This is a genomic window from Enterobacter cloacae complex sp. 2024EL-00227 (assembly GCF_043945315.1).
In the GTDB taxonomy this organism is placed as follows: Bacteria; Pseudomonadota; Gammaproteobacteria; order Enterobacterales; family Enterobacteriaceae; genus Enterobacter; species Enterobacter roggenkampii.
Genome location: NZ_JBIMQP010000006.1, coordinates 150,122 through 175,714, shown reverse-complemented (window position 1 = coordinate 175,714; position 25,593 = coordinate 150,122). Strand labels below are relative to the sequence as shown.

The following is a 25,593-nucleotide window of genomic DNA, read 5'->3' as shown; positions in this document are numbered from 1 at the left end:
GGTCTTTTAGCGCCGGACTGTTACTTTTTTCAGCCCGATGGCTCCCCTAAAATTGGCAGACACCCTGTATTGTCAACTCTTATGAAGGCAAAAAATGACCGAGATACAGCGCCTGCTTACCGCCACCATCGACGATCTTAACCTCCGCGAAAAGCGCGACAATCGCCCGCGCTTTAGCATTAGCTTTATTCGCAAACATCCTGGACTGTTTGTCGCCATGTATGCCGCCTGGCTGGCGACGCTGATTGTGATGCTGAAGTCCGAAACGCTGGTGGACTCCGTCTGGCTGCTGGTTGTGCTGTTTGTGGTCTTTAACGCCTTTTTCTTTTTCGACGTGAATCCGCGCTACCGTTACGAAGATATCGACGTTCTCGATTTCCGGGTCTGCTACAACGGTGAATGGTATAACACACGTTTCGTGCCCACGGAGCTGATCGACAGCATCATGCACTCTCCGGCCGTTGAAACAGCGCAAAAAGAGAAGCTGCAGAAAATGGTCTCCACCAAAGGCCAGCTCTCTTTCTATGATGTCTTTACCCTTTCGCGCCCTGCTGCTGCGTAATTAACGCCTGCAGACGCCGGATCCCCGGCGCAAACTGCGAAGCAGAGGTGTTGCCGTAACCTAAAACCAGACCGGTTTGCCCCTGCTTCGCCTCCAGGTAATACCCGCTCAGTGCAGCGGGTGCCAGCTGAAACGCCCTCGCCTGCGCCACCAGCGTCTGGTCGTCAATATCGTCTATCGCCAGCGTCAGATGCATCCCGCCTTCACCGGCCAGTATACGGTGCGGCGTGTGAAGCTCTGCCCCCAGCACCTCCCGCAGCTGGCGGTATCGCTTACGATAGAGCCGACGCATGGCGGCAAGATGACGGGCATAGTGGCCTTCTTCAATGAACAGCGCCAGCGTACGCTGTTCGGCACGATGCCCGCCCCGCAACAGCGAGCCGATGGCCGGGCGAGCCGCTTTCGCCAGCGCTGGCGGCAAGACCATGAAGCCCATTCTGAGCGACGGAAACAGCGTTTTACTGAACGTTCCCAGATAAACCACGGGCGCGTTGTTGACCATCCCCAGCATCGCCGGAACAGGCTCACCGGCATAACGGAATTCGCTGTCGTAATCGTCTTCAATGATCCACGCGTTCTGCTGCCGGGCGAGCTCCAGCAGCGCCAGACGTCGCCGGGCACTGAGCACGCTTCCGTAGGGGAACTGGTGTGAAGGTGAGGTAAAAATCAGCGAGGGAGCAGGCGCATCCCGTCCTTCCCAGCACATTCCCTCGTCATCAACAGGGATTCCCGTCATGGTCAGGCCTGTTTTAACAAACGCGCTCTTTGCCCCGCTATAGCCGGGGTTTTCCACCCACGCGACATCGCCAGGCTCACTCAACAGCATGGTGCACAGGTTAACCCCCTCAAGCGCCCCTTCCGTTATCACTATCTGGCCGGCGTCGCAGTCGATACCGCGGGACAGGGCGAGGTGTCGGGCAATTGCTGCCCGCAGCGACGGTTCACCGGCCGGGTCGCCATACCCTAGCAGGGCACTTCCCTCCTCGCGCATCACGCGATCGTACAATCGCCGCCACAGCGGTAGCGGAAAATAGTTTATAGCCGGGGTTCCCGGGGTAAACGCCAGCACCGGCGTGTCCCGGTGCACGGGCGCTGGCAGCAGGCCGACCCGCCGGGCGAGCCTGATGGCAGGGTCCGGCAATGTCCGGGCGACAGAGCGGTGAGCGAGTTGTGCCACCCGCGTTCCCTGGCGGTTACGCTGCAAATACCCTTCCAGCGTGAGCTGGTCCAGCGCCGCATTGACGGTATTGCGGGAAAGGGAGAGCTGCTGAGCCAGCGTTCGCGAACCGGGAAGCTGGCTGCCGGACAGTAGCCTTCCGCACAGTATGGCCTCCCGTAAAGCAAGATAAAGCGCGCGCTGGCGCGTCTCTTCCCCACGTTTTTGCAGGGCAGCATTGAGCAAGGTATAAAATTCATCACCCGGTATATTCATCTCGCCTCCTCGTGGCACCATCAAAACATAGCGCAGTGGTTCTTTTTAAGGAACCAGCAATTCACTAGTCTGGAACTCTTTTCAACGTCACGGAAATTAAGATGAAGACATTCAATCAGTTCGGACAGCCAGTAGGCGAAGCGCTTAGCGACTGGCAGCCTCGTCAGCACCCGTCCCGGGTCGTGCTTCAGGGACGCTATTGTCGGCTTGAACCGCTGCGCGTGGAGCATGCCAACGCGCTGTTCTCTGCGTATTCCCTGGCCGAAGATACCCGCAGCTGGACGTGGCTACTGCGTGAACCCGATGCCACCGCAGAGGAGTTTGCCGAATGGGTGGCGAGCGTAAGTGAGTTATCCGATCCCATCCACTTTACCGTGATGGATAACCGGACTCAGTCCCCCGTTGGGACGCTGTCCCTGATGCGGATCGATCCTAAAAATGGGGTCGTGGAGGTGGGGCACGTTCACTTCTCGCCTCTTTTAAGCCGCACGCCCATGTCAACAGAGGCGCAATATCTGCTGATGCGGTATGTGTTCGATACCCTGGGCTACCGGCGTTATGAGTGGAAGTGCAATAGTTTGAACGAGCCTTCCCGCAAAGCGGCACTGCGTCTGGGTTTTCAGTTTGAGGGGCGTTTTCGTCAGGCGCTGGTCATAAAAGGTCATAACCGGGATACCGACTGGTTTTCGATTCTCGACAAAGAGTGGCCGGCGCTGGCAAATGCCTTTGAAAGCTGGCTTGCCACCGACAATTTTACTGCCGATGGCAAACAGAAAAGATCCCTGGAAAGCTGGCGAGAAACGCGCGTTTAGCGTCTTTTTTTACGGCCCTGCACCGCCTTAAAGCGCGGATTGGATTTGCAAATCACGTACAGGCGTCCCTTGCGTTTGACTATCTGGCAATCCGGGTGACGCTGTTTTGCACTGCGCAATGAGTTAAGTACCTGCATGGTTAGCCCCGCTTCGCATTGAGAAAACCGCCAAAACGCTTGCGGAAGCGCGCTGCGCTGCCGTCCGTGGAGAACGTTTTCTGCTTACCGGTATAAAACGGGTGCGATTTTGAAGAAACCTCGATGGTGATGTATGGATACGTTTCACCGTCGAGTTCAATTTCGCGGTCGGTCTTAATGGTTGAACCCACTTTGAAGTATTCATTCGCGCTGGTGTCGTGGAATACCACGGTGCGATACGCTGGATGGATGTTTGGTTTCATCGTAAATCCTTTGTGTTTTGTTATAACATAACAAAATAATATCCAGGCCAGGTTAAAAAAACAACCCCTTCCTTCTGACGATATTTTCTGGTTTACCTGAGATAAAATGAAAACCACGCCACCCACGTGCTATAACTATATCATTTCGCGGTAAAATCTTTCTCTTCAGGCAGGGAACTCAGTGCTCAGGAACGGGTATACGAGGAAGGAAACGACAGCATGAAAACCCGACATCTGGTCAGTCTGGTGACTGGCATACTTATCTTTTCCGTGCTGGTCCCCATTTGCCTGAGCATCTGGCTGGCTCATCGTCAGGCGGAAGATAAATTTGTCGATGCGCTGGATAACTATGCCTCACGCGTGCTGATACGTACCGACAAGGTCGTGGATCAGGCGAAGGAAGCGCTCAATCATCTGCAGGCCTTTGAGGGCGTGCCGTGCAGCCCCCTGCAGTTAAGGGAGATGCGACGGGTCGCTTTCTCGTGGCGATATGTGCAGGAAGTGATTTATATCGACAACCTCAGGCCACTCTGCTCCTCTCTTGAACAAACCAGCCATGCCGCCCCTTTCCCCCCGCCGATGCGCGTTACCGAAGATGGTTACAGCGCATGGCTGACCACGCAAAACGATCTGGGGTTTCATCGCTACATGGCCGTACTGGGGCAAGGTCACTATCTTGTCCTGGTCGATCCGGCCTCGCTTGTGGATGTGATCCCCTTCGGCGAGATAGCGATTGATGCTGCCCTGGTAGGAAATACCACACGCCGCATCTTTGCCAGCAGCAATACGCTCGATCCGCATATCCGTGACATGATCATGGGTCAGGAGATGACCAGCATACAGTACGACGGTTCAATGTACGTTATGAAGCCCGTCCCTGAACTGGGGTTTACCGTCGTTGCATGGGCTACGCTCAAACCGCTGGCTGAAACCTGGCACCGGCAGCTGCTTTTGTGGCTGCCCTTCGGCATCCTGATAAGCCTGCTTGCCGCGCTCTTTGTCCTGCGGATACTGCGTCGCATCCAGTCGCCGCGCAACCGCCTGCTCGACGCCATTAACAGCCGCGATTTTGTGGTTCACTATCAGCCCATCGTGGCGCTGTGTAGCGGAAAAATTGTCGGCGCAGAGGCGCTGACCCGCTGGCCGCAGCCGGACGGAAGCAGCCTCTCGCCTGATATTTTTATCCCTCTTGCTGAACAAACCGGGCTTATCTCCCAGCTGACGCAGCTCGTTATCGAAAAGGTGTTCGAGGATATGGGCAGCTGGCTGCATCTTCACCCCGATCAGCATATCTCCATCAACCTCGCGCCCGCCGATTTGACCTCCGGCACGCTGCCGCCGCTGCTGAGTCACTTGCTGAACAAATGGAAGGTCCACCCAGGCCAAATCGCCCTTGAGGTCACCGAGCGCGGCTTTGCCGATCCCAAAATCAGCGCGCCGGCTATCGCCGCATTCCGCCGTTCGGGGCACCCTGTCTATATTGATGATTTTGGTACGGGCTATTCCAGCCTGAGCTATCTGCAGGATCTGGATGTCGACACGCTAAAAATTGATAAATCGTTCGTGGATGCGCTGGAGTATAAAAACGTGACGCCGCACATTATTGAAATGGCGAAGTCTCTGAAGCTGGCGATGGTGGCGGAGGGCGTCGAGACCGCCGGGCAGCTCGCCTGGCTGCACCAGCACGGCGTGCAGTACGGACAGGGCTGGTATTACAGCAAAGCGCTACCAAAGACGGAATTTATTCTTTGGGCAGAGAATAACCTCGGCACGCACGCTACTTAAGGTAGGATTTCATCACCTGCAGCACCACGCCAAGATCGGCTTCACGCTGCGCCTCTTCGGGCTCTTTCACCACGTGATCGGTAAGATGCCCTTCAATCACCTGCATCATCATGCCGTTGACCGCTCCACGGATCGCCGCCAGCTGCTGTAACACCTCGGCGCATTCGTGTTCGCTGTTGAGCATTTTTTCGAGCGCGGTGCTCTGCCCCTGAATTTTCTTCAGGCGAGTCAGTAACATCTTCTTGTCGCGAACGGTATGTGACATCTCTGTCTCCCTCAGTTTTGGCTTTTAGAGCATATCACGCTCTACTCCCCCTGAGTATTTTTCTACTGGGGGGTAGTATTAAGCTACTGGGGGGGAGTACTATTTGCGCACGCTTCCATTTCGGAAATTTCAATGAACGATTTCGCCTCACTTCTGCAGCAGGGTAATGCCTGGCTGTTTGTTCCCAGCGCTATCCTGCTCGGTGCACTACATGGCCTGGAGCCGGGTCACTCAAAAACCATGATGGCCGCCTTTATCGTGGCTATCCGCGGCACGCTGAAACAGGCAGTCCTGCTCGGCCTGGCAGCCACGCTTTCGCATACGGCAGTAGTCTGGATTATCGCCATGGCGGGTTTATGGTTTGGGCGGGGATGGGATGCGCATACGTCTGAACCCTGGTTCCAGCTGATCTCAGGGGTATTGATCGTTGCGATCGCCCTGTGGATGGCGTGGCGAACCTGGAAAGAAAGCCAGCCACACGATCATCATCACGACCATGATCATCACCACCATCATGACCATGACCATGACCATGACCACCATCATGAACATCACCACCACGAACACCCGCTGGTTGAAGAAGAGTGGCAGGACGCCCACCAGCGCGCGCACGCGCAGGATATTAACCGGCGCTTCAGCGGCCAAAACGTCACCACCGGACAGATCGTGATGTTTGGCCTGACCGGCGGGCTTATCCCCTGCCCGGCGTCCATTACCGTTCTGCTGATCTGCCTGCAGCTGAAGCATTTCGCCCTCGGCGCAACGCTGGTGTTCAGCTTTAGCATTGGTCTGGCGTTAACGCTTGTCGCTTCCGGCGCGATTGCCGCCTTGAGCCTCAAGCACGCGACCAAACGCTGGCCCGGGTTTAGCGAATTCTCCCGTAAAGCACCGTGGATCTCCGCTGCGCTGATTACCGTGGTAGGGATTTATATGAGCCTGCATGGCCTGAGCGGCATTCTGGCGTAAGCCTGCGGCCACACTCTGCGGCCGCATCTCCAGGGTCAGTTAAGGGTTCTGCTGCCAGCAAAAGGCGTAGCGAAGCTGGCGTGTCTGCAGGAGGAATTCCGGCGAGACGCTGGGGCTCCAGGAGTCGTCGCCGCCCACGCCCATATGGAACGCATCGAGATTGAGCCAGCATCCCGGCTCTTCGCGCAGCAGATGGTGATGGGTTGTCTCCCGCAGCTGCTGCTGGCCGTAGCGGCTCACCGAGAAATGGAACCGGCCGTTCAGCTGATGCGTTCCCAGCGCCAGCTCCCGCGTATCACAGCGCAAACCATTTTCCGTCGGGAAGATATACGGCGTATGCATCTCCGCCAGGGGTAATGTCCAGCGCCCCTGCTGTGCCGCCAGCGTTCTGTCCGGATAGTTTTCATGCGGCCCCAGCCCCAGCCAGGACACGTTTTCCGGCGTTTCGGCGAGATGAACGCTCAGGCCAACGCGCGCGGGTTCCGGGATATCAGACGCAATATCCACCTGAATATCGCCGTGGAGTACTCCCCGATCGTCCACCCGCCAGGTTTTACGACTCAGAAACAGCGCGTTGCCGCGATACTCAAGGACGTGCTGGGTTGTGACCACCACCTCGTCTGCGTGCTGCGCTGCCTCACAGTACAGAACGCGCGAGGTAAGATCGTACATGCCCGCCGCTTTCCAGCGCTCAACCCAGGCATTCGGATCGATCTTCGTCGCTTCACTCACCCCAATATCATTGTCCAGCGGCGCACGGCTGACGTTATCCGTCAGAGGCGACATCAGCGTTTCCACGCCATTTCGCCACCATTGAGCCAGGTTTCCGGTTGCGCGATCGAACTGCCAGCGCTGTTGACCATGCGCGATCGCCAGGATGCGGTCGTTTTGCGTCAAAACCGGCGGCTCGCCCGCAGAGGCTGACGGTGTGACAAACAGCGGAGACGGAAGCAGCCACTGTTCCCACGCGCAGCGATGGTCAGCCGGTGACCACGGTGTTGCCCGCGGCTGGCGCACTTCAACATTCAGCCAGACTTCTCCCGGCGCGGCTTTCAATTCCGGCAGAGCGATCTCCAGACGCTGAACACCTTCAGGGGCTATCGCCAGCGTAACCTCGCCCGAAGCCAGTACCTTCCCATCCCGGGCAACCGTCCAGCTCAGCACTTCGTTATCGGTATGGCGGAACAGGTACCCGCTTTGCACCTCAATCACCAGCGGAGAGGTGCTGACCCGCGTAAAGCTGAAGAACTGCTGCGCGCGCTGCGCCTCGAACAGCGCCGGGTGCGGCGTGCGATCGGGGAAGACCAGGCCGTTAAGGCAGAACTGCCGATCGTTTGGCTTATCGCCAAAGTCCCCGCCGTACGCCCAGAACGCGTTGCCATTTTCGTCTTTCTTCGTTAATGCCTGATCGACCCAGTCCCAGACAAATCCCCCCTGCAGGCGAGGATGGCTGCGAAACGCCTGCCAGTATTTCGCGAATCCGCCGAAGCTGTTTCCCATCGCGTGGGCGTATTCGCAGAGGATCAGCGGACGCGTTTCATCCGGCATGCCGATCCATTTCTTGATTGACCATTTAGGCACCGCCGGGAAGGGCTGATCCTGATCGACCCGGGCATACATCGGACAGACAATATCGGTCGCCGCCGTGTTCGCGCCGCCGCCTTCATACTGCACCGGACGCGTCGGATCCGTGGATTTCACCCAGCGGTACAGTGCGTCGTGGTTTGCACCGTGCCCGGACTCATTGCCCAGCGACCAGATGATGATTGAGGGATGATGACGATCGCGCTGCACCATGCGGGTCACGCGCTCGCTCATGGCGGGCAGCCAGCGCGGATCGTCAGCAAGGCGGCTCATCGGCACCATGCCATGGGTTTCGATATTGGCTTCGTCAACAACGTACAGCCCATAGCGATCGCAAAGCCGGTACCACAGCGGATGGTTCGGATAGTGCGAGCAGCGAACGGCGTTGAAGTTGTGCTGCTTCATGATCTCGATATCGCGGCGCATCGTCGCTTCGTCCATCACCTGGCCGTTTTCCGGGTGATGCTCGTGCCGGTTAACCCCGCGGATCAGCAGCGGTTTACCGTTGAGCTTCAGCAGGCCGTTGCTGATTTCAATCCGGCGGAAGCCGACATCGCAGGCCTCCGTCTCCAGCACGTTGCCCTGCGCATCCAAAAGCGCGATCGTCAGACGATAGAGTTCCGGGGTTTCTGCGCTCCATAACGCGGGGGCTGTAACCGGGATCGCCGCCGTTAACCGCTCGGCCCAGTTGCCGCGCTCGTCCACAATGGCAGATCCGGGCCGTTGGGTGGTACTGCCACACCGCTCACCGTTGCGCCACAGCGTGATCGCCACCTCGCATTCCGTGTAGTCTGCGCCTGCCAGCGCGACCTCAACGTTCAACACCGCGCGGTCCAGCTCCGCATTCAGATCGGTGACCATGTGATAATCCGCAATGTGCGTCTCCGGCTTATGCAGCAGGGAGACATCGCGGAAAATGCCGCTCATGCGCCACATGTCCTGATCTTCCAGATAGCTGCCGTCGCACCAGCGCAAGACCATGACCGCCAGGCGGTTCTGCCCGGGGCGTAATGCCGCCGAGAGGTCAAACTCGGCGGGCAATCGACTGTCCTGGGAATAGCCTATCCACTGCCCGTTGCACCACAGATGGAACGCCGAGTTCACGCCGTCAAAAATAATTCGGGTTTGCCCGCGCTGAAGCCAGGCGTCATCCACGTCAAATGTGAGCGAGTAACAACCTGTCGGGTTTTCCTGCGGCACAAAAGGTGGGTTAACGGGAATGGGATAGGTGACATTGGTATAGATGGGCGTGTCGAACCCCTGCATCTGCCAGTTCGACGGCACGGGCATCGCGACGGCATCCGCGCAATCTTCGCTGACCCATGCCTCAGGAACCCGCTCGGGAGCAGAAAAGTAGCTAAATCGCCACATCCCGTTAAGAGAGCGCCTGCTGACAGATCCAGCGTCATCTCTGGCGGAAGATTCATTACGCCAGCTGTCTAACGGCGCGTGTGCGGGCAGGCGGTTCCACTGGGTAACGCCGGGGTTTTCCCAGTCCCGACGGGCCAGGATGTCGCTGAGGGTCAGCGAGGATGTGTTGGACATAGTAACCTCTTTGCGAAGCGCTCACAATTTTGGTTAACATGCCCTGGCATTCTGCGACGGTAAAGCATTCAATCGCAGGGTAGCGAGTCCGATCACAAAAGTCTTATTTGCGGACAAGCTGCTCGGCCAGGAGAGCCAGGCTTCTGAGCTGCTGCGCCAGATCCTCGCGTTCAGCCTGCTGCGGCGCGCGGCGCGCGCTGGAATGGCGGGTAACCAGCGTCACCGGCAGCTGAACCTGCCAGCACGTCTCGCCTTCGGTGGGGGCCAGCAGCCACTCCACGCTGCGCTCGCCCGCCTCGCGAAATGCCTGGCGAATGGTCGTCAGCGGCGGGGAAAACCAGGCGCTGTCAGCCGTATCGTCGAACCCGACCACCGACATCTGGCCCGGGATCGCGATCCCCTTTTCCGCGCAGGCGCGCATCACCCCGAGCGCCATTTGATCGTTCGCCACCAGAATGGCATCCGGCAATGCGGTACCCGACAGCAGCACATGTCCTTTCTCATAACCGCTGGCCGCGCTCCAGTCTCCGTAGGCCACCGCAGCGGCTTCATGCCCCGCGCGGGCCAGAGCCGCTTTCCACCCCGCCAGACGCGCCCGAGCAGAGACCGAGCTTTCCGGCCCGCTCAGCAGAGCAATATGCTGATGCCCCAGCGACAGCAGATGCTCAACGCCCAGATGCGCGCCCTGCCCGGCGTTAAACACGAGGCTGTTTACCTGTGCTGAAGGCGAGACATCAAGAAAAAGCACCGGTACGGGCGACGCCAGCGCCCTCAGCTGTTCGGCGTGTTCATCATCAAGCGGAACATTCACCAGCAGCGCGTCCACCCGCTGTGCCAGCAGCGCCTGTAGCGCGGCCTGACACTGCTGCGGTTGCTCCACCATGGAGATAAGGACGCTCGCCCCCTGTTCCGCCGCGCGGGATTTTACCGCCGACACAATCTGCGAGGGCGCATGCAGGGCCAGATCGGTGGTGATGAGTCCCAGCGTGCGGGTGCGTTTACCCGCCAGCTGCTGTGCCCGCAGGTTAGGCACGTAGTGCAGCTCCGCCATCGCCTGCTGAACCTTTTCCCGGGTACGGGCAGACACATGCTCCGCGTCGTTAATGACGCGAGAGACGGTCTGATAAGAAACCCCCGCAAGGAGGGCGACATCATAGAGAGTGATAGCTTTCATGCATTGTGGCATCGTGTGAGTCGGGGCCCACTATTGTGGCACAGCGACGCCGTTAAAACATGTGAGCGCTTCGCACAATTAAACAACCCGCTCCGGCTGCGCGATTTCAGCAACGCTCGGCTTCTGGCGGAACCAGGGCAGACAGAGCTGGATAAGTGGGCCAATGGTCAGGGCGTACACTACCGTTCCCACCCCAAACGTGCCGCCAAGCACGCACCCAATCAGCAGGACGGACACCTCAATAGAGGTACGCACGCTGCGAATGGACCACCCCAGCCGGGCATGAATGCCGGTCATCAGGCCGTCGCGCGGGCCAGGCCCAAAACCGGCACCGATGTACATGCTGGTCGCAATCGCGTTCGTCACGATGCCCGACACCAGGAAAGCGATGCGCACAGGTAACGAGTCCAGTTCCGGGATCAGCGCCATGCTGGCATCCGCCGCCAGACCGATACAAATCACGTTGCTGATGGTGCCCAGGCCCGGCATCTGGCGCAGGGGGATCCACAGCAGCAGCACCGCAGCACCGGTTAAAATGATCACCATTCCGATAGTCATCCCCAGCTGTATCCCCACCCCAAGGTGAAAAACATCCCAGGGATCGACACCCAAATCGGAACGAATAAACATCGCGGTGGACAGGCCATACAGCCCTAAACCGACATAGAGTTGTAGCAGACGACGTACCATTTTTATCTTCTCCAGTGAACCAGACTTTCATCCTGGCCTAAAATGGCACTATGATTAACGTCCAGTTTTCAAATAGTGGACTGCACATGTCGTCACGTCGCTTCGGAAGCCAGTCTCTGGTACGCATTTTAGGCCACTGGCAGCAAACCTCATCCCGCACGCCGCTCTGGCGACAGCTGGCCGATGCGCTGCGCCTGTTAATCCTTGACGGACGTCTGGCATTGAATACACGGCTACCGGGGGAGCGCGAGCTGGCCACGGCGCTGGACGTGAGCCGGACCACCATCAGCAGCGCCCTCGCCCATCTGCGCGAGGAGGGATATCTTGAAAGCCGCCACGGCAGCGGGTCACGCGTGATCCTCCCGGATACGCGCGCCGTTCCCACGCTTTCCGCGGCGAGTGCCGCACTGGATCTCTCCACTGCCGCCCTCAATGCCGGGCCGGAAATCCACCAGGCGTATACCCACGCGCTCACGGCCATTACGCAGCACCTCGCGCTGACGGGTTACGATCAGCTAGGGCTGCCGACGCTGCGGGAGGCCATCGCTGCGCGCTACACCGCGCGGGGCCTTCCCACCCGCGCGGACGAAGTAATGGTGGTCAATGGCGCCGTCAGCGGCTTCGCGCTGGTCCTGCGGATGATGACCGGGCCCGGGGATCGCGTCGTGGTCGATCATCCCACCTATCCGCTGGCGATTGCCGCCATTCAGGGCGCGCAGTGTCGGCCCGTGGGGGTGTCGCTGCCGGAAACGGGCTGGGATACGGACGGCTTCGCCGCCACGCTTGCCCAAACCGCGCCGCGCCTGGCGTACCTGATGCCTGATTTTCATAACCCCACCGGGCGCTGCATGGATGTCGCGACCCGTCAGGCCATTACCGACATTGCTGCGCAAACCCGTACGACGCTGGTGGTGGATGAAACGATGGTGGATCTCTGGTTTGACGCCCCTCCTCCGCCCCCGCTGGCCTCCTTTAACCCGCAGGCCACCGTCATCACCTTAGGTTCTGCCGGAAAAAGCTTCTGGGGCGGGCTGCGTCTCGGCTGGATCCGCGCGTCCTCGCGCACGATCGCCACGCTTGCCCAGACGCGCGATACGCTGGATTTAGGCTCGCCGCTGCTGGAACAGCTGGCGGCGCTGTGGCTCATCAACAACAGCGAGACGTTTCTACCCGCACGCCGCAAAATGCTGGCGGAACGACGCGATCGATGCGGTGAACTGCTGCGTGAACATTTCCCGGAGTGGACATTCCATGAAGCAGAGGGCGGGCTCTCATACTGGATTGAGCTCCCCGGTATGCTGGCGACGCAGCTTGCCGCGCGGGCTGAGATTCTGGGGATAAATCTGGGGACCGGTACGCGGTTTGGTTTATCGGGTGCGTTTGACCGCTATTTGCGGATGCCCTTCTCGCTCGAGCCGACAGAGCTTGAACAGGCGCTGCTGGGGATTAAACCGTTATGGCTCGCCCTGAATAAAAACGTGCCAGCCGTTAAACGCAGCGTGATTTAATAGCAAAAAGTTTGAAGCCGATCATAAAAAATAAAAACTGCTGACTGTCATGGATACAGTCAGCAGTTTTCACCAGTCCGGAATTAATGCTGAGCAGGAATAGGAAACCCTTTCAGTGAAATAACGAAGTTTTCACCGTCTTTCTTTATTTTTGCGCCAGTATCACACCAGTCAGACGCAATACGAAAGAACTCATCACTTCCGACATTCCAGCCAAGACGTACATGCTTCACGTAGCCTGAACGCAACAAATCGCAGGCCTCTTTGTAGTCACTGGCAGTAGACAGTTGTTGTTTCATTTTCTCTTCTTCAGAAGTTTACGTAGAGCCTTGATTTCTTTAGGAGTAAATGGAGAAACATTCTCTTCTTCCGTATGCTGATTATCAATATCCTCTTCCGATACTCCCGCCTCTTCTACTGCCTCGAACGCCAGCAGCAGCAGTTTCTCTGTCGTCACGCTTAAATTCTCGTTATTCACTTCCGCATAGTGGCGAAGCCTTTCTTTTAGCGCGTCATCAATCTTAACGTTTAATACCGCTGTAGCCATGTTTATCACTTCCCTTCGGAATAAGTACTTTATTTAATACACGAAGTTAACAATGTTATCCAGATATATATTTTTTTGAGTTTTGCCAGAAAATAGACGGCCAAGGATAAAATGCCCGACTATTATTACAAGTTTATGACATTAATATTTCAGCGCGATGAAATATATATTACATGCTATAGGCATAATCTTATTAGGGAATAACGTCCAGGGAAGAGGCAAAAATCAGGGAAGAACGCAGAGGCTCAGAAATGGGTGGGGGCCCTGCCAGCTACATCCCGGCACACACGTCGTCTGCCCTGGCTGCTTCCTTCCGGACCTGACCTGGTGAACAGAGTAGCGTTGCGGGAGAACCAACAGAGCCCCCATTGAGAGCGTTGATAACCAACGCGCTGGCGCATTATCCCTGTGCAAAGGCCCAATTGCAAGCCGCCAGGAACCGGATGCTGGTTTCTTGCGCAAACAGGCGCAGCAATCAGGGCGATCTTCGTTTACCATGGCTCTCCAGAAACTCCCCGCAGGTGAAGGTATGGACGAGCAGGACTCTTTTCCACAGCGCGTATGGCAAATCGTGGCTTCAATCCCGGAAGGCTATGTCACCACCTATGGTGATGTCGCGCGCCTGGCCGGTTCCCCGCGCGCGGCGCGACAGGTTGGAGGCGTCCTGAAACGGCTGCCGGAAGGCAGTACGTTGCCCTGGCATCGGGTGGTGAACCGTCATGGCGCCATCTCACTCACCGGGCCGAATCTCCAGCGTCAGCGTCAGGCGTTACTTTCAGAAGGGGTGCAGGTGTCAGGGTCGGGTCAGATCGATTTACAGAAGTACCGGTGGGTGTACTGACCCCTCTCCCGAAGGAGAGGGGAATAACCACATTACATCTGCGTCGGTGGGGTTGGCAGAGACGGCTGATTGGTTTGCGGTGCGACCGGCACTTCGGTCTGCTGTACTGGCACCAGGTTCAGGTCGATTTTGGTTCCACCGTTGTTAATCGCTTCCTGGACCGTATCGGTGATAAACACCAGCTTACCGTTGATGGTGACCGCTGCGCTCAGCAGAATACGGGCATTAGGCTGCACGTCCGACGGGTTATACGGCAACACGAAGCTAAACGGCGCCTGCTTGCCTTCAGTACGGACGGCACGCTGGGCCACGACTTTCGACGGCGCGTCGGCCAGGGAAGCATCAGATAGCGTCACCGTTAATACCGCATCCGGCGGCAACGCAACTTTCTGTTTAATCCAGATGGTACCGGAAACGTTAGGCTGCTGAATGGACTGCTGCGAAAGGGTATTAATCCCGTTCGGGTCAGCTGCTGGCACTGGCACCTGGGCGCTCTTACCGGCACAGGCGGACAACGCCACCGCAATCGCTACACCACTTAGCATAGGCACGAGTTTCATTGAAGTCTCCTTATCATCAATGCACCAGCGGGATCGATCCCATCCGATGTCGTTTCAATCACATAACGTTTTTAAGTGTGGCACAACTCACTGATTAATGCCTGAAATCATCCCGATATTCAGATTATTCTACCCATCGGACCACTTTCATTTCTGCGTTATACTCTGCCTATCTTTCGCTACGGCGTTTATTGAGGACAACTATGAGTCAGGCACTGAACAATCTGCTGACATTACTGAATCTGGAAAAAATTGAGGAAGGACTCTTTCGCGGACAGAGCGAAGATTTAGGCTTACGCCAGGTCTTCGGTGGGCAAGTCGTTGGACAAGCGCTGTACGCTGCAAAGGAGACTGTCCCGGCAGACCGTCTGGTGCATTCATTCCACAGCTACTTTTTACGCCCTGGCGATAGCGCGAAACCCATCGTGTATGACGTTGAAGTTCTGCGAGACGGCAACAGCTTCAGCGCGCGCCGCGTCGCGGCCATCCAGAACGGTAAGCCGATCTTTTACATGACCGCCTCTTTCCAGGCACCGGAGCCGGGCTACGAGCATCAGAAGGTCATGCCCCCTGCCCCCTCGCCGGACGATCTTAAATCGGAAACGGATATCGCTCGCGCATTGGCGCATCTGCTGCCGCCGCAGGTTAAAGAGAAGTTTCTTTGCGATAAGCCGCTTGAGATCCGCCCCGTCGAGTTCCACAACCCGATGAAGGGCCACACCGCCGAGCCAAAGCGCCAGGTGTGGATCCGCGCCAACGGCACCGTGCCGGAAGATTTCCGCGTCCATCAGTATCTGCTGGGCTATGCGTCTGACTTCAATTTCCTGCCGGTGGCGCTGCAGCCGCACGGCGTCGGCTTCCTCGAAAAAGGGATGCAGGTCGCAACGATCGATCACTCGATGTGGTTCCACCGTCCCTTCAACATGAATGAGTGGCTGCTCTACAGCGTGGAGAGTACGTCGGCATCCAGCGCCCGCGGGTTTGTGCGTGGGGAGTTTTATACTCAGGACGGCGTGCTGGTCGCTTCAACGGTGCAGGAAGGGGTGATGCGTAACAGAGGTTGATGTAAAAAGCCCGGTGGCGCGACGCTTACCGGGCCTACGTTTTGTGCTGTTGTAGGCCGGGTAAGGCGAAGCCGCCACCCGGCAAGACACTCAGATCATGCGTTATACGCATTCTCGCCGTGGCTGTTAACGTCCAGACCTTCGCGCTCCTGCTCTTCCGGTACGCGCAGACCCACCGTCATGTCCGCCAGCTTGTAGCCGATGAAAGCGACGACTGCAGACCACACCACGGTGATAGCGATACTTTCCAGTTGCACCAGCACCTGATGAACCATAGTGACGCCTTCTGCGTAGCCCACGCCACCGAGCGATTTCGCCGCGAAGATACCGGTCATGATACAGCCGACAATCCCGCACACGCCGTGCACGCCGAACACATCGCAAGGGTCATCCACGCGCAGAACTCGTTTCAGTGCGGTGACGCCCCACAGACCCGCCAGACCCGACACCAGGCCGACCAGCAGCGCGCCGCCGACACCGACATAACCACACGCAGGGGTGATACCAACCAGACCGGCAATCGCACCTGAACAGGCACCCAGCAGAGAAGGTTTCCCGCGCACCGCCCACTCGCCAAACACCCAGGAGAGGATTGCACCCGCCGTGGCTACAACGGTGTTCACGAAGGCCAGCGCGGCGATTTCGTTGGCCGCACTTGCTGAGCCGGCGTTGAAGCCAAACCAGCCAAAGTAGAGGATCGCAGTACCGGTAAAGACCATCGGCAGGTTGTGCGGTTTGAACGCCTCTTTACCGAAGCCGACGCGTTTGCCAATCAGATAAGCGCCCACCAGACCCGCGACCGCGGCGTTAATGTGGACAACGGTACCGCCCGCGAAGTCCAGCGCGCCGTGCGTGGCCAGCAGACCACCGCCCCAGACCATGTGCGCAATCGGCACATAGGAGAGCGTCAGCCAGACCACCACGAAGATCAGGACCGCAGAGAAACGAATGCGCTCGGCGAGCGCGCCCACAATCAGCCCGACGGTAATGCAGGCGAACGAGCCCTGGAACGCCACGTGAATATACTGATAGAAGCTGCCCATCAGCGCGGTCAGTTCAATGTTTTTCAGCATCACCCAGTCGAAGTTACCAAAGAACGCGTTACCCGTGCCGAACGCCAGAGAGTAACCGTAAACCACCCAAAGCACGCAGACCAGTGCAAACGTCACGGCAACCTGCGTCAGCATGGAGAGAACGTTTTTGCCACGGATCAGACCGCCGTAGAACAGCGCAATGCCCGGAATGGACATGAACAGCACCAGCGCGGTGCTGATCATCATAAAGGCGTTATCGGCTTTGTCGGCCACCGCAGGGGCTGCAGCCAGCGCCAGGCCCGGCAGAAGCGCCAGCGAACCCAGACCCGTTTTAAGTGTTGCTATCTTCATTTTCTCGATCCCTATCACTGTGTGCCAGGCGTTAATTACAGTGCCGCTTCGTCAGATTCGCCGGTACGGATGCGAATGACGCGCTGCAGTTCGGCAACGAAAATTTTGCCGTCGCCAATTTTGCCGGTGTAGGCCGCTTTGCTAATGACATCAATGACTTCATCAAGCTGATCGTCAGCAATCGCGACATCAATTTTTACTTTTGGCAGAAAGTTAACGCTGTATTCCGCCCCGCGATAAAGCTCGGCATGACCCTTCTGACGACCAAAGCCTTTCACTTCGGTGACAGTCAGTCCCTGAATACCCATTGAAGACAATGCTTCACGCACGTCTTCGAGTTTGAATGGTTTGATTACAACCGTAACCAGCTTCATAGATCCCCTCCAGTCAGAATTCGGTAATGGCCGCAGCTTACCCGGAAGGTATTGCAAGGGATGTGCCAGAAATGAAAACGTGAGGGAATCGCGGCGCGATGTGCGTTACACGGTTCTGATAAATGAACCGGTGAAAAAAAACGCACCATGCCGGTGCAGGGTGCGTTTCAGTTTTGCACCAACAGGAATGACTGTTAGCGCGGCGCCTCATTTTAGTGCATCAGGCGCTAAGGGACTCTTCATCACGCACGCTGGCGGCCAGCTCTTCGCCCGCCAGCTGCAGCTGGTACATCTGCCAGTAGCGCCCTTTTGCTTCCAGCAGCTCGCGGTGCGTACCGCGCTCCACGGCCTGTCCGCGATGCAGCACCAGAATCGTGTCCGCGTCGACGATGGTGGAGAGCCGGTGAGCAATCACCACCAGCGTCGTGTGGTCGCGTACGGCGGCCAGCGCCTGCTGAATCGCCTGCTCGGTTCCAGAATCTATGCTGGCCGTGGCTTCGTCCAGAATCAGCACCTGCGGCGTTTCAATCAGGACGCGCGCCAGCGCCAGGAGCTGTTTTTGCCCCACGGAGAGATTGTTGCCCTGCTCGCCCAGTTTCGTGTTGATCCCGTCGCTAAACCCGCGCGCCAGGTCTGCCAACTGCACCGCTTCCAGTACCGCCCAAACCTGCGCTTCTGAATAGTCCCGTCCCAGGGTTACGTTGGCGTAGAAGGTATCGGCCAGCACGACCGGATCCTGCTGCACCATCGCAACGCCTTTGCGTAACACCGTGTGGCTGAGCGACGCGAGCGGACGTCCGTCGAGGCGGATTTCGCCTTGCGTGACCGGATAGTAGCCCATCAGCAGGCTGGCGAGCGTGCTTTTACCGCTGCCGGTGTGGCCCACCAGCGCGACGAAACCGCGTGACGGCACATCGAGCGTAATGTCCTGCAGCACCAGACGGTCTTCGCGATAGGCAAACGAGACGTTATCAAAGGTGATAGCCCCGCTTTGCAGAGGTCGCTCGTCATTGCCGTAGGCCTGGCGCGGCCTGTCCATCAGCTCAAAGACGCGCTCACCGGCGACAACCGCCTGTTGCAGCATCGATTGCTGCGTAGTGAGTTCGATCAGCGGCTCGTTAAGGCGTCCAAGATAGCTAATGAAAGCGTACAGCACGCCCACTTCAATCGTACCGTTTGCGCTCAGGCCAAAGAGCATCAGCAGCCCGCAAAGCACCAGCGCCGAGAACAGGCTCAGCAGCGGTCGCAGCAGGAAACCGTCCAGGCGCAGCGTCTGCATACGCGCCATATAGTGCGAACGGCTGGCTTCGCCCATGCGCTCGCCAAAGCGCGCCTGCTGGCGGAACTGCTGGATGACGCTCATGCCGTTGATCACTTCGTTGAAGCCATCGTTGATATCGGCCAGATAGGCGCGCACCCGACGCACAATCGGCGTGCTGTAACGCTGGTAAATCACCATGACGATCAGCACCGCCGGGAAGATAGTGATCGCCACCAGCGCCATGCGCCAGTCGAGGCTGAACATCGCCACCAGCATCGCGCCAATCAGCGCCGCGCTGCGTAATACCGTCGCGACTACGGTGACGTACAGATCGCGGATCACCTCGGTATCGTTGGTTACGCGCGAAATCACCTGCCCGACCGGCTGGATATCAAACTCGCTGAGCGGCTGGCGAAGCGCCGCGTCCATGACATCGGTACGCAACTGCTGAACAACGCCCACGGCGGCCCGGTTAAACAGCAGCGATTGAGCATAGTGTAATCCTGCCGCCGTCAGCTGTAAGCCAACGTAGGCCACGCCTAACCCCGCCACTAGCCCGAGCGGCAGGTAGCTTTTGGCGACCATATTGTCGATGAAATAGCTGATGAGCAGCGGTCCGCTCACTTCGGCAATCGCCGCAATCCAGAGTAAAAGCACAGCAACGGAGAGCGGTTTACGCCACGGCGAGCCGTAGGCCAGCAGACGTTTGAGCGTCGGCCACATCGTTCCGAGCTTACGCATTGGCGGCCTCCTGATCCTGTTCCGGCGCATCGTCCAGCGCCGCCTCAAGCTGCTGATAGCGGTACATATCGCGATACCAACCCGGTTGCTCTGCCAGCGCGTCATGCTGCCCGCGCTGGGCAATATGGCCGTGCTGCAAGACCAGAATTTCGCTGGCTTCGGTGAGCGCTGACAAACGGTGGGCACTGATAATTATCGTGCGTCCGTCGCCCCACTGGCGCAGGTTATGCAGGATCTGATGCTCGGTACGGCCGTCCACGGCGGAGAGCGCATCGTCCAGAATCAGGATTTCCGCATTGAGCAGCAGGGCGCGGGCAATAGAGATACGCTGTTTTTGCCCGCCGGAAAGCATGACGCCGCGTTCCCCGACTTCGGTGTCGTAGCCCTGCGGCAGGCGCAAAATATCATCATGCACGCTGGCCAAACGTGCCACATGCTCGATCTCTTCCTGCGTTGCCGCAGGGCACCCAAGCGCGATGTTGTTCGCCACGGTGTCAGAAAAAAGAAACGGCGTCTGGCTGACGACCGCCAGGCGACCACGCCACTCATCCAGCAGCAGGCTGGTCAGCGGAATATCATGGAAGCGAATATCGCCCTCGGTGACGTCAAAGTGGCGCTGGAGCAGCGACAGCACGGTGCTTTTACCGGATCCCGTCGGGCCGCAGATGCCGAGCATCTGGCCCGGCTGAAGGGTAAAACTGACGTTCTCCAGTACCGGATGTTCCGTTTGCGGATAGATAAACTTGCGGACGTCGACTTTCATGACGCCGCGTCCTTCCGGCAACGCTTCGCTGCCGTCATTGACCACCGGCGCTTCGGCCAGCATGGCGCGAATACGGCTGTAGGCGGCGCTGCCGCGCTCCACGATGTTAAACATCCAGGCCAGCGCCAGCATCGGCCAGATCATCAGCCCCAGATACATGGCAAAGCTGGTCAACTGGCCCAGGGTGAGCGTGCCCTGCACCACCATCCAGCTCCCGCCGCCAATCGCCAGCATATTTGCCATGCCGATTGCGATATAAATCGTTGGATCAAATCGCGCGTCGATACGCGCGACGCGCATGTTTTTCGCCCCCGTGTCGGCCGCATCGGCGGCAAACAGCGCGGACTGCCGGTCTTCCAGACCAAACGCTTTGATCATGCGGATGCTGGTCATGCTCTCCTGGGTGCGATCGTTCAGCGACGAAAACGCCGCCTGCGCCAGCTTGAAGCGCTCGTGCAGTTGTTCGCCGTAGCGATTGATCGCCAGCGCCATGAGCGGCATCGGCAGCAGCGCCAGCAGGGTCAGCTGCCAGCTGATCTGCGTTGACATGACGATCAGCACCGCGCAGCCCATTACCAGCGAGTCCACCAGCGTCAGCACCCCTTCCCCGGCGGCAAAGACCACGCGATCGACGTCGTTAGTCGCGCGCGCGATAAGATCCCCGGTGCGATGGCGCAGATAAAATTCGGGATGCTGTCGACTCAGCTGGCGATAAAAATCTTCACGCAGCTCAACGGCCAGCTGATAGGACGCACCAAACAGCAGCACGCGCCAGACGTAGCGCAGCAGATAAACAATGACCGCCGTCAGCACCAGCGTGCCAACCCACATCAACACCCGTGCGGTGGTGTAATGCTGTTCGGTGACGCCATCCACGACGTAGCCCACCACTTTCGGCGGGATCAGCTGCAGGATAGCAATGATAATAAGCAGGGCGACTGCACCGAGGTAGCGTTGCCACTCCCGACGAAAGTACCAGCTTAATTGGGCAAATAATCGCACGCGGTTTGTTCCTGAAGGTATTTTACGAAGTTATTCAATGGGTAATGCTGTGGTGTATTTAATCTGTTCCATAGCGAAGCTTGAGGTGACGTCCGATAACCCCGGCACGCTGTTCACCAGCCGCTTGTAGAAGTCATCATAACGCTTCATGTCGGCCACCTGGACGCGCATCAGGTAATCGTACTCGCCGGCCATACGCCAGAAACCGAGCACTTCGGGCATCTCAGACACCTGGGTAACGAAGCGGCAATACCACTCGCTGCTGTGATGCTGGGTTTTTATCAGCACAAATGCCGTCAACCCAAGCCCCAGTTTTTCAGGATCTAACAGCGCGACGCGCCCCAGAAGAATACCGTCATCTTCCAGCTTCTTAAGCCGCTTCCAGCACGGGGTGGTGGTCAGATTAACGGCATCTGCCAGCGCCTGCAAAGAGAGGGTACAGTCACTTTGCAGCAATGAAAGGAGCTTGCGGTCAATTTTATCTAGCATACCCACCTCACAGAGAAAATTTTTCTCCCTTAATTCTATTTTAAAGGCCAGATAGCAACAATTTTTTCTGTGCTTTTCGCTATGCTAGGCACAAAATGACAAACGGATAACGACGATGAATAGCACCTGGGTTAAACATGCGATCAGCGAAATCAATGCCGACTATCAGCGCTCGGCGGATACGCACCTGATTCGCCTTTCCCTGCCGGGATTTGACGGCATTCAGCTCTATCTGAAAGATGAAAGCACCCATCCTACCGGCAGCCTGAAGCATCGCCTGGCGCGCTCGCTGTTTTTATACGGTTTATGTAACGGCTGGATTAAAGAAGGCACCACCATCATTGAATCCTCTTCCGGTTCAACGGCGGTGTCCGAAGCCTATTTCGCCCGCCTGCTGGGCCTGCCGTTTATTGCGGTGATGCCCTCCTGCACCGCAAAACGCAAAATCGAACAGATCGAATTTTACGGCGGTCGCTGCCACTTTGTGGAAAGCGCCTGCGAAATCTACGCCGCCTCCGAAATGCTGGCCCGTGAGCTGAACGGCCACTATATGGACCAGTTCACCTTCGCCGAGCGCGCGACGGACTGGCGCGGTAATAACAACATTGCCGACAGTATTTTCCGCCAGATGACCCACGAACCGCATCCGGTTCCGTCCTACATTGTGATGAGCGCCGGTACCGGCGGTACGTCAGCCACGATCGGACGCTATATCCGCTGTCAGGGTTACGATACCCAGCTGATGGTAGTTGACCCGCAGAACTCCGTGTTCCTCGACTACTGGCAAAACCGCGATGCCGGTCTGCGCAGCCCGGTGGGGAGTAAAATTGAAGGGATTGGCCGTCCGCGCGTTGAGCCCTCTTTCATCCCCGACGTTGTGGACGAGATGATGCGCGTGCCGGATGCCGCCAGCGTGGCAACGGCGCACTGGCTGGAAACGCAGCTGGGCCGCAAAGTGGGCGCCTCGACGGGCACCAATATGTGGGGCGCGCTGCAGCTTGCCGCACGTATGCGCGAAGCGGGACGCACCGGTTCCATCGTCACGCTGCTGTGCGACAGCGGAGAGCGTTATCTCGAGACCTACTACAATGCGGAGTGGGTGCAGGCCAACATCGGTGATATCGCCCCCTGGAAGGCGCAGATTGCTCAACTGCTGAAATAAAAAAAGCCAGACCGAAGTCTGGCTTGCTGGAAGGGTCTCACTATTCGGGGGAATAGGGGAGGTTGTTATTGTCCAGCCAATGCGTCAAAAAATGGGACACTGCTTCATTACGGCAGTGACCGATAACCGGCAGATGGGGAAGTTCTGCTTTCAGCTGCGCCATCGCATTCCCCATGATCAGACCGCGACCTACGCTACCCAGCATTTCGCGGTCGTTCATGGCGTCACCGAACGCCATACACTCCTGCAGCGTTAATCCCAGGTGGTCGCTCAGCACCGCCAGAGCGGAACCTTTGTTACAGCCCACCGGCAGCACTTCCAGGCAATCCACCGCCGAGAAGGTCAGGTGCGCCCGGTCGCCCAGCGCCTCATTCAGTTGGATCCGTAAGCGACAGAGATCGTCGTGATCGCCGCAGAAGCAGATCTTGGTCACCGCATGGGCGGGGATCCGACGCAGATCGATAAGCTGGTATTTAAAACCGCTATACACATGCGCGTGCAATAATTCCGGGATGTCGCTTCCGGTAAACCAGCCCCGATCGTTAAAGACGTGGATGCTGGCCTGCGTGTCCCAGGTACTGTGCAGCACGATATCCGCCACTTCCGGGTTGAGATCCTGTCGGTACAGCACATCGCCTTCTACAGAGTGAATTCGCGTCCCGTTACCGGTGATCAGAAAGGCATCGAGGGCAAACGCGCCCAGCAAATGGCGCATTTCCAGAACATGACGCCCGGTGGCAAACGTCAGAGTGACATTACGCTCGTGCAGGCGCTTCAGCGTGTTAAGGGTTTTCTCCCCTAAACGGTGATCCGGCATTAACAGCGTACCGTCCATATCAAATGCAGCGAGCCGAGCCATGATTACTCCCGAAATGTGATGCGGTTAACTTGTGCATCAGTATCGTGTGAGATATACGGAAGTAATAGTGAATAGATGAAAATTATTGTTCCGGGTTTCTTATGCGCCAGCTTAACCGTCTTAACCAGTATCAACGCCTGTGGCAACCTTCCGCTGGCGCGCCGCAGCAGGTAACCGTAAATGAACTTGCCAGCCGCTGCTTTTGTAGCGAGCGACATGTCCGTACTCTGCTGCGTCAGGCCCAGGATGCGGGCTGGCTGACCTGGCGCGCGCAGTCCGGGCGTGGAAGGCGCGGTGCGCTGACGTTTCACGTCACTCCGGAATCACTGCGCAATACGATGATGGAAGAAGCGCTAAAAAGCGGGCAGCAACATAACGCCCTCGAGCTGGCGCAGCTTGCTCCCGAAGATTTGCGTGCCCTGCTGCACCCGTTTTTGGGTGGGCAGTGGCAAAACGACACGCCGACGCTGCGCATTCCCTACTACCGCTCACTGGAGCCGCTTCAGCCGGGCTTTTTACCGGGTCGGGCAGAGCAGCATCTGGCAGGGCAAGTCTTCTCAGGTTTGACGCGATTTCACGGCAACAGCAGTGAGCCGACGGGCGATCTGGCGCATCACTGGGATGTGTCGGATGATGGCCTGCGCTGGCATTTCTACATTCGCTCCACGCTGCACTGGCATAACGGCGATAAAATTGAAACGGCGCATCTCCAGCGGAGCCTGACCGCGCTGTTGACGCTTCCCGCCCTGCGCACCCTGTTTCAGAGCGTCCTCTGTATCGAAACAACGCATCCGCAGTGCCTGACGTTTACGCTGCATCATCCGGACTACTGGCTGCCGCACAGGCTGGCAACCTACTGTAGCCGTCTGGCGCATCCCGACCATTCGACGATTGGCAGCGGCCCCTTTCGGCTGGTCGCCTTTGAACCCGACCTGGTTCGTCTGGAAAGCCATGAGCAGTACCACCTGAGCCATCCGCTGCTCAAAGCCATCGAATACTGGATCACACCCCAGCTTTTTGATCACAGGTTGGGTACCAGCTGCCGTCACCCGGTGCAAATCGCGATTGGTGAGGCCGACGAGCTGGAAAGTCTGCGGCTGGTAAGCAGCAGCACCAGCCTGGGGTTCTGTTACCTCACGCTAAAACAGAGCGCACGCCTGAGTGAGAACCAGGCAAAGCGGCTGATTAATATCATTCATCACTCCAGGCTTCTCCACACGCTTCCGCTAAACGAGGGGCTCATCACCCCCACCGGGGAACTGTTTCCCGGCTGGACAATCCCCGAATGGACTGATTTAACCGATGTTGCCCTGCCTGAAGCACTGACGCTGGTTTACCATCTTCCCGTTGAGCTTCACACCATGGCCAGCCAGTTGAAGACGTACCTGGCGCTACAGGGTTGTGAGCTGACCGTCATCTTTCATGACGCCAAGACGTGGGACGGATGCCAGCAGCTTGCCGAAGCAGACATCATGATGGGCGACAGGCTGATTGGCGAAGCGCCAGCGTATACGCTTGAGCAGTGGCTGCGCTGCGATACGCTTTGGCCACACGTGTTAAGCGCACCGGCGTACGCCCATTTGCAAGCCACGCTGGATGCGGTACAGACTCAGGCCGAAGCTCGGGATCGGCACGCGGGCCTGAAGGCCATTTTTAGCCGATTAATGGAAAATGCAGTGCTGACGCCGCTCTTTAATTATCAGTATCAGATCAGCGCGCCGCCGGGCGTGAATGGGATTCGCCTCAACACCCGCGGCTGGTTTGATTTTACCGAAGCCTGGCTGCCCGCCCCCAAATCGTGAAGAAGCTGGTCGCCGCCACA

Annotated in this window: 24 protein-coding genes, 1 other RNA gene and 1 pseudogene; 9 read left to right on the top strand and 17 right to left on the bottom strand. The window is 57.8% G+C overall.

The window, feature by feature from the left end; all coding sequences use genetic code 11:
- Nucleotides 1-94 precede the first annotated feature (94 nt).
- The gene (locus ACHH0Z_RS12820; protein WP_008499285.1) at nucleotides 95-562 is read left to right on the top strand and encodes a YlaC family protein; all 468 of its coding nucleotides are present in this window, start codon (nucleotides 95-97) and stop codon (nucleotides 560-562) included.
- Here ACHH0Z_RS12820 and ACHH0Z_RS12815 read toward each other — a convergent pair.
- Nucleotides 534-1,994: a PLP-dependent aminotransferase family protein gene (locus ACHH0Z_RS12815; protein ID WP_045407960.1), complete on the bottom strand. Its 1,461-nt coding sequence runs from the start codon at nucleotides 1,992-1,994 to the stop codon at nucleotides 534-536. The two genes, ACHH0Z_RS12820 and ACHH0Z_RS12815, sit on opposite strands and share 29 nt — an antisense overlap.
- A gap of 101 nt (nucleotides 1,995-2,095) precedes the next feature.
- Here ACHH0Z_RS12815 and ACHH0Z_RS12810 point away from each other — a divergent pair, with 101 nt between their 5' ends.
- Nucleotides 2,096-2,806: a GNAT family N-acetyltransferase gene (locus ACHH0Z_RS12810; RefSeq protein WP_032656573.1), complete on the top strand. Its 711-nt coding sequence runs from the start codon at nucleotides 2,096-2,098 to the stop codon at nucleotides 2,804-2,806.
- Here ACHH0Z_RS12810 and ykgO read toward each other — a convergent pair.
- The gene (gene ykgO, locus ACHH0Z_RS12805; protein WP_003859006.1) at nucleotides 2,803-2,943 is read right to left on the bottom strand and encodes a type B 50S ribosomal protein L36; all 141 of its coding nucleotides are present in this window, start codon (nucleotides 2,941-2,943) and stop codon (nucleotides 2,803-2,805) included. The genes ACHH0Z_RS12810 and ykgO overlap by 4 nt on opposite strands.
- A gap of 2 nt (nucleotides 2,944-2,945) precedes the next feature.
- Nucleotides 2,946-3,206 carry a type B 50S ribosomal protein L31 gene (locus tag ACHH0Z_RS12800; RefSeq protein ID WP_006176933.1) on the bottom strand — a complete coding sequence of 87 codons (261 nt, stop codon included), beginning with the start codon at nucleotides 3,204-3,206 and terminating at the stop codon, nucleotides 2,946-2,948.
- Between the two features lie 219 nt (nucleotides 3,207-3,425).
- Between ACHH0Z_RS12800 and ACHH0Z_RS12795 the strand changes: the two genes are divergently transcribed.
- Nucleotides 3,426-4,991 carry an EAL domain-containing protein gene (locus ACHH0Z_RS12795; protein ID WP_008499281.1) on the top strand — a complete coding sequence of 522 codons (1,566 nt, stop codon included), beginning with the start codon at nucleotides 3,426-3,428 and terminating at the stop codon, nucleotides 4,989-4,991.
- Here ACHH0Z_RS12795 and ACHH0Z_RS12790 read toward each other — a convergent pair.
- Nucleotides 4,984-5,256, bottom strand: coding sequence for a metal-sensing transcriptional repressor (locus ACHH0Z_RS12790; RefSeq protein WP_008499280.1), 273 nt, complete (start codon nucleotides 5,254-5,256; stop codon nucleotides 4,984-4,986). The two genes, ACHH0Z_RS12795 and ACHH0Z_RS12790, sit on opposite strands and share 8 nt — an antisense overlap.
- Nucleotides 5,257-5,388: 132 nt before the next feature.
- On the opposite strand from ACHH0Z_RS12790, the gene ACHH0Z_RS12785 reads away from it, so the two are divergent.
- Complete coding sequence (locus ACHH0Z_RS12785; RefSeq protein WP_045407962.1) at nucleotides 5,389-6,222, top strand: nickel/cobalt efflux protein RcnA; 834 nt, start codon at nucleotides 5,389-5,391, stop codon at nucleotides 6,220-6,222.
- 39 nt (nucleotides 6,223-6,261) lie between these two features.
- Here the strand turns inward: ACHH0Z_RS12785 and ACHH0Z_RS12780 are convergent, their stop codons facing one another.
- The 3 genes from ACHH0Z_RS12780 to ACHH0Z_RS12770 all read right to left on the bottom strand — a co-directional run bounded on the left by ACHH0Z_RS12780 (nucleotide 6,262) and on the right by ACHH0Z_RS12770 (nucleotide 11,215).
- Nucleotides 6,262-9,351: a beta-galactosidase gene (locus ACHH0Z_RS12780; protein ID WP_045407964.1), complete on the bottom strand. Its 3,090-nt coding sequence runs from the start codon at nucleotides 9,349-9,351 to the stop codon at nucleotides 6,262-6,264.
- Between the two features lie 103 nt (nucleotides 9,352-9,454).
- Nucleotides 9,455-10,525, bottom strand: coding sequence for a LacI family DNA-binding transcriptional regulator (locus tag ACHH0Z_RS12775; RefSeq protein WP_032664019.1), 1,071 nt, complete (start codon nucleotides 10,523-10,525; stop codon nucleotides 9,455-9,457).
- 78 nt (nucleotides 10,526-10,603) lie between these two features.
- Nucleotides 10,604-11,215 carry a YitT family protein gene (locus tag ACHH0Z_RS12770; RefSeq protein ID WP_045407966.1) on the bottom strand — a complete coding sequence of 204 codons (612 nt, stop codon included), beginning with the start codon at nucleotides 11,213-11,215 and terminating at the stop codon, nucleotides 10,604-10,606.
- An 86-nt stretch (nucleotides 11,216-11,301) separates the two neighbouring features.
- Here ACHH0Z_RS12770 and ACHH0Z_RS12765 point away from each other — a divergent pair, with 86 nt between their 5' ends.
- Entirely contained in the window at nucleotides 11,302-12,723 is a 1,422-nt protein-coding gene (locus tag ACHH0Z_RS12765) for a PLP-dependent aminotransferase family protein (protein WP_045407968.1), read from the top strand.
- Nucleotides 12,724-12,806: 83 nt separating this feature from the next.
- Here ACHH0Z_RS12765 and ACHH0Z_RS12760 read toward each other — a convergent pair whose 3' ends face one another.
- The 3 genes from ACHH0Z_RS12760 to ffs all read right to left on the bottom strand — a co-directional run bounded on the left by ACHH0Z_RS12760 (nucleotide 12,807) and on the right by ffs (nucleotide 13,629).
- Nucleotides 12,807-13,022, bottom strand: coding sequence for a hypothetical protein (locus tag ACHH0Z_RS12760; protein WP_008503298.1), 216 nt, complete (start codon nucleotides 13,020-13,022; stop codon nucleotides 12,807-12,809).
- Nucleotides 13,019-13,270, bottom strand: coding sequence for a hypothetical protein (locus ACHH0Z_RS12755; protein ID WP_021241644.1), 252 nt, complete (start codon nucleotides 13,268-13,270; stop codon nucleotides 13,019-13,021). Before ACHH0Z_RS12755 ends, ACHH0Z_RS12760 begins: the two co-directional genes overlap by 4 nt.
- Before the next feature lie 262 nt (nucleotides 13,271-13,532).
- Nucleotides 13,533-13,629: signal recognition particle sRNA small type (gene ffs, locus ACHH0Z_RS12750), an RNA gene on the bottom strand.
- Between the two features lie 84 nt (nucleotides 13,630-13,713).
- On the opposite strand from ffs, the pseudogene ACHH0Z_RS12745 reads away from it, so the two are divergent.
- A pseudogene (locus ACHH0Z_RS12745) lies at nucleotides 13,714-14,111 on the top strand (MGMT family protein).
- A gap of 32 nt (nucleotides 14,112-14,143) precedes the next feature.
- On the opposite strand, the gene ACHH0Z_RS12740 reads toward ACHH0Z_RS12745, so the two are convergent.
- Nucleotides 14,144-14,671 (bottom strand): YbaY family lipoprotein, encoded by a 528-nt coding sequence (locus ACHH0Z_RS12740; RefSeq protein ID WP_008503301.1) that lies wholly within the window; start codon nucleotides 14,669-14,671, stop codon nucleotides 14,144-14,146.
- Between the two features lie 203 nt (nucleotides 14,672-14,874).
- On the opposite strand from ACHH0Z_RS12740, the gene tesB reads away from it, so the two are divergent.
- Entirely contained in the window at nucleotides 14,875-15,735 is an 861-nt protein-coding gene (gene tesB / locus ACHH0Z_RS12735; protein ID WP_023293157.1) for an acyl-CoA thioesterase II, read from the top strand.
- Nucleotides 15,736-15,830: 95 nt separating this feature from the next.
- On the opposite strand, the gene amtB is transcribed toward tesB, so the two are convergent.
- The 5 genes from amtB to ACHH0Z_RS12710 form a co-directional block, all read right to left on the bottom strand.
- Complete coding sequence (gene amtB / locus ACHH0Z_RS12730) at nucleotides 15,831-17,120, bottom strand: ammonium transporter AmtB (protein ID WP_008503303.1); 1,290 nt, start codon at nucleotides 17,118-17,120, stop codon at nucleotides 15,831-15,833.
- 35 nt (nucleotides 17,121-17,155) lie between these two features.
- Nucleotides 17,156-17,494 (bottom strand): P-II family nitrogen regulator, encoded by a 339-nt coding sequence (gene glnK / locus ACHH0Z_RS12725; protein ID WP_008503304.1) that lies wholly within the window; start codon nucleotides 17,492-17,494, stop codon nucleotides 17,156-17,158.
- 220 nt (nucleotides 17,495-17,714) lie between these two features.
- Nucleotides 17,715-19,496 carry a SmdB family multidrug efflux ABC transporter permease/ATP-binding protein gene (locus ACHH0Z_RS12720; protein WP_045407972.1) on the bottom strand — a complete coding sequence of 594 codons (1,782 nt, stop codon included), beginning with the start codon at nucleotides 19,494-19,496 and terminating at the stop codon, nucleotides 17,715-17,717.
- Nucleotides 19,489-21,261: a SmdA family multidrug ABC transporter permease/ATP-binding protein gene (locus ACHH0Z_RS12715; protein ID WP_045407974.1), complete on the bottom strand. Its 1,773-nt coding sequence runs from the start codon at nucleotides 21,259-21,261 to the stop codon at nucleotides 19,489-19,491. Before ACHH0Z_RS12715 ends, ACHH0Z_RS12720 begins: the two co-directional genes overlap by 8 nt.
- Before the next feature lie 30 nt (nucleotides 21,262-21,291).
- The gene (locus tag ACHH0Z_RS12710; RefSeq protein ID WP_008503307.1) at nucleotides 21,292-21,750 is read right to left on the bottom strand and encodes an Lrp/AsnC family transcriptional regulator; all 459 of its coding nucleotides are present in this window, start codon (nucleotides 21,748-21,750) and stop codon (nucleotides 21,292-21,294) included.
- Nucleotides 21,751-21,865: 115 nt separating this feature from the next.
- On the opposite strand from ACHH0Z_RS12710, the gene ACHH0Z_RS12705 reads away from it, so the two are divergent.
- Complete coding sequence (locus ACHH0Z_RS12705; RefSeq protein ID WP_008503308.1) at nucleotides 21,866-22,912, top strand: PLP-dependent cysteine synthase family protein; 1,047 nt, start codon at nucleotides 21,866-21,868, stop codon at nucleotides 22,910-22,912.
- Nucleotides 22,913-22,952: 40 nt separating this feature from the next.
- Here the strand turns inward: ACHH0Z_RS12705 and cof are convergent, their stop codons facing one another.
- Nucleotides 22,953-23,771 carry an HMP-PP phosphatase gene (gene cof / locus ACHH0Z_RS12700; RefSeq protein ID WP_008503309.1) on the bottom strand — a complete coding sequence of 273 codons (819 nt, stop codon included), beginning with the start codon at nucleotides 23,769-23,771 and terminating at the stop codon, nucleotides 22,953-22,955.
- A 101-nt stretch (nucleotides 23,772-23,872) separates the two neighbouring features.
- Here cof and ACHH0Z_RS12695 point away from each other — a divergent pair, with 101 nt between their 5' ends.
- Entirely contained in the window at nucleotides 23,873-25,573 is a 1,701-nt protein-coding gene (locus ACHH0Z_RS12695; protein WP_045407976.1) for an SgrR family transcriptional regulator, read from the top strand.
- Nucleotides 25,574-25,593 lie beyond the last annotated feature (20 nt).

Bases quoted from the DNA above. Each gene is read 5' to 3' on its own strand.
- ACHH0Z_RS12820 (WP_008499285.1), top strand. From the start codon at position 95: ATGACCGAGATACAGCGCCTGCTTACCGCCACCATCGACGATCTTAAC.
- ACHH0Z_RS12815 (WP_045407960.1), bottom strand. From the start codon at position 1,994: ATGAATATACCGGGTGATGAATTTTATACCTTGCTCAATGCTGCCCTG.
- ACHH0Z_RS12810 (WP_032656573.1), top strand. From the start codon at position 2,096: ATGAAGACATTCAATCAGTTCGGACAGCCAGTAGGCGAAGCGCTTAGC.
- ykgO (WP_003859006.1), bottom strand. From the start codon at position 2,943: ATGCAGGTACTTAACTCATTGCGCAGTGCAAAACAGCGTCACCCGGAT.
- ACHH0Z_RS12800 (WP_006176933.1), bottom strand. From the start codon at position 3,206: ATGAAACCAAACATCCATCCAGCGTATCGCACCGTGGTATTCCACGAC.
- ACHH0Z_RS12795 (WP_008499281.1), top strand. From the start codon at position 3,426: ATGAAAACCCGACATCTGGTCAGTCTGGTGACTGGCATACTTATCTTT.
- ACHH0Z_RS12790 (WP_008499280.1), bottom strand. From the start codon at position 5,256: ATGTCACATACCGTTCGCGACAAGAAGATGTTACTGACTCGCCTGAAG.
- ACHH0Z_RS12785 (WP_045407962.1), top strand. From the start codon at position 5,389: ATGAACGATTTCGCCTCACTTCTGCAGCAGGGTAATGCCTGGCTGTTT.
- ACHH0Z_RS12780 (WP_045407964.1), bottom strand. From the start codon at position 9,351: ATGTCCAACACATCCTCGCTGACCCTCAGCGACATCCTGGCCCGTCGG.
- ACHH0Z_RS12775 (WP_032664019.1), bottom strand. From the start codon at position 10,525: ATGAAAGCTATCACTCTCTATGATGTCGCCCTCCTTGCGGGGGTTTCT.
- ACHH0Z_RS12770 (WP_045407966.1), bottom strand. From the start codon at position 11,215: ATGGTACGTCGTCTGCTACAACTCTATGTCGGTTTAGGGCTGTATGGC.
- ACHH0Z_RS12765 (WP_045407968.1), top strand. From the start codon at position 11,302: ATGTCGTCACGTCGCTTCGGAAGCCAGTCTCTGGTACGCATTTTAGGC.
- ACHH0Z_RS12760 (WP_008503298.1), bottom strand. From the start codon at position 13,022: ATGAAACAACAACTGTCTACTGCCAGTGACTACAAAGAGGCCTGCGAT.
- ACHH0Z_RS12755 (WP_021241644.1), bottom strand. From the start codon at position 13,270: ATGGCTACAGCGGTATTAAACGTTAAGATTGATGACGCGCTAAAAGAA.
- ACHH0Z_RS12740 (WP_008503301.1), bottom strand. From the start codon at position 14,671: ATGAAACTCGTGCCTATGCTAAGTGGTGTAGCGATTGCGGTGGCGTTG.
- tesB (WP_023293157.1), top strand. From the start codon at position 14,875: ATGAGTCAGGCACTGAACAATCTGCTGACATTACTGAATCTGGAAAAA.
- amtB (WP_008503303.1), bottom strand. From the start codon at position 17,120: ATGAAGATAGCAACACTTAAAACGGGTCTGGGTTCGCTGGCGCTTCTG.
- glnK (WP_008503304.1), bottom strand. From the start codon at position 17,494: ATGAAGCTGGTTACGGTTGTAATCAAACCATTCAAACTCGAAGACGTG.
- ACHH0Z_RS12720 (WP_045407972.1), bottom strand. From the start codon at position 19,496: ATGCGTAAGCTCGGAACGATGTGGCCGACGCTCAAACGTCTGCTGGCC.
- ACHH0Z_RS12710 (WP_008503307.1), bottom strand. From the start codon at position 21,750: ATGCTAGATAAAATTGACCGCAAGCTCCTTTCATTGCTGCAAAGTGAC.
- ACHH0Z_RS12705 (WP_008503308.1), top strand. From the start codon at position 21,866: ATGAATAGCACCTGGGTTAAACATGCGATCAGCGAAATCAATGCCGAC.
- cof (WP_008503309.1), bottom strand. From the start codon at position 23,771: ATGGCTCGGCTCGCTGCATTTGATATGGACGGTACGCTGTTAATGCCG.
- ACHH0Z_RS12695 (WP_045407976.1), top strand. From the start codon at position 23,873: ATGCGCCAGCTTAACCGTCTTAACCAGTATCAACGCCTGTGGCAACCT.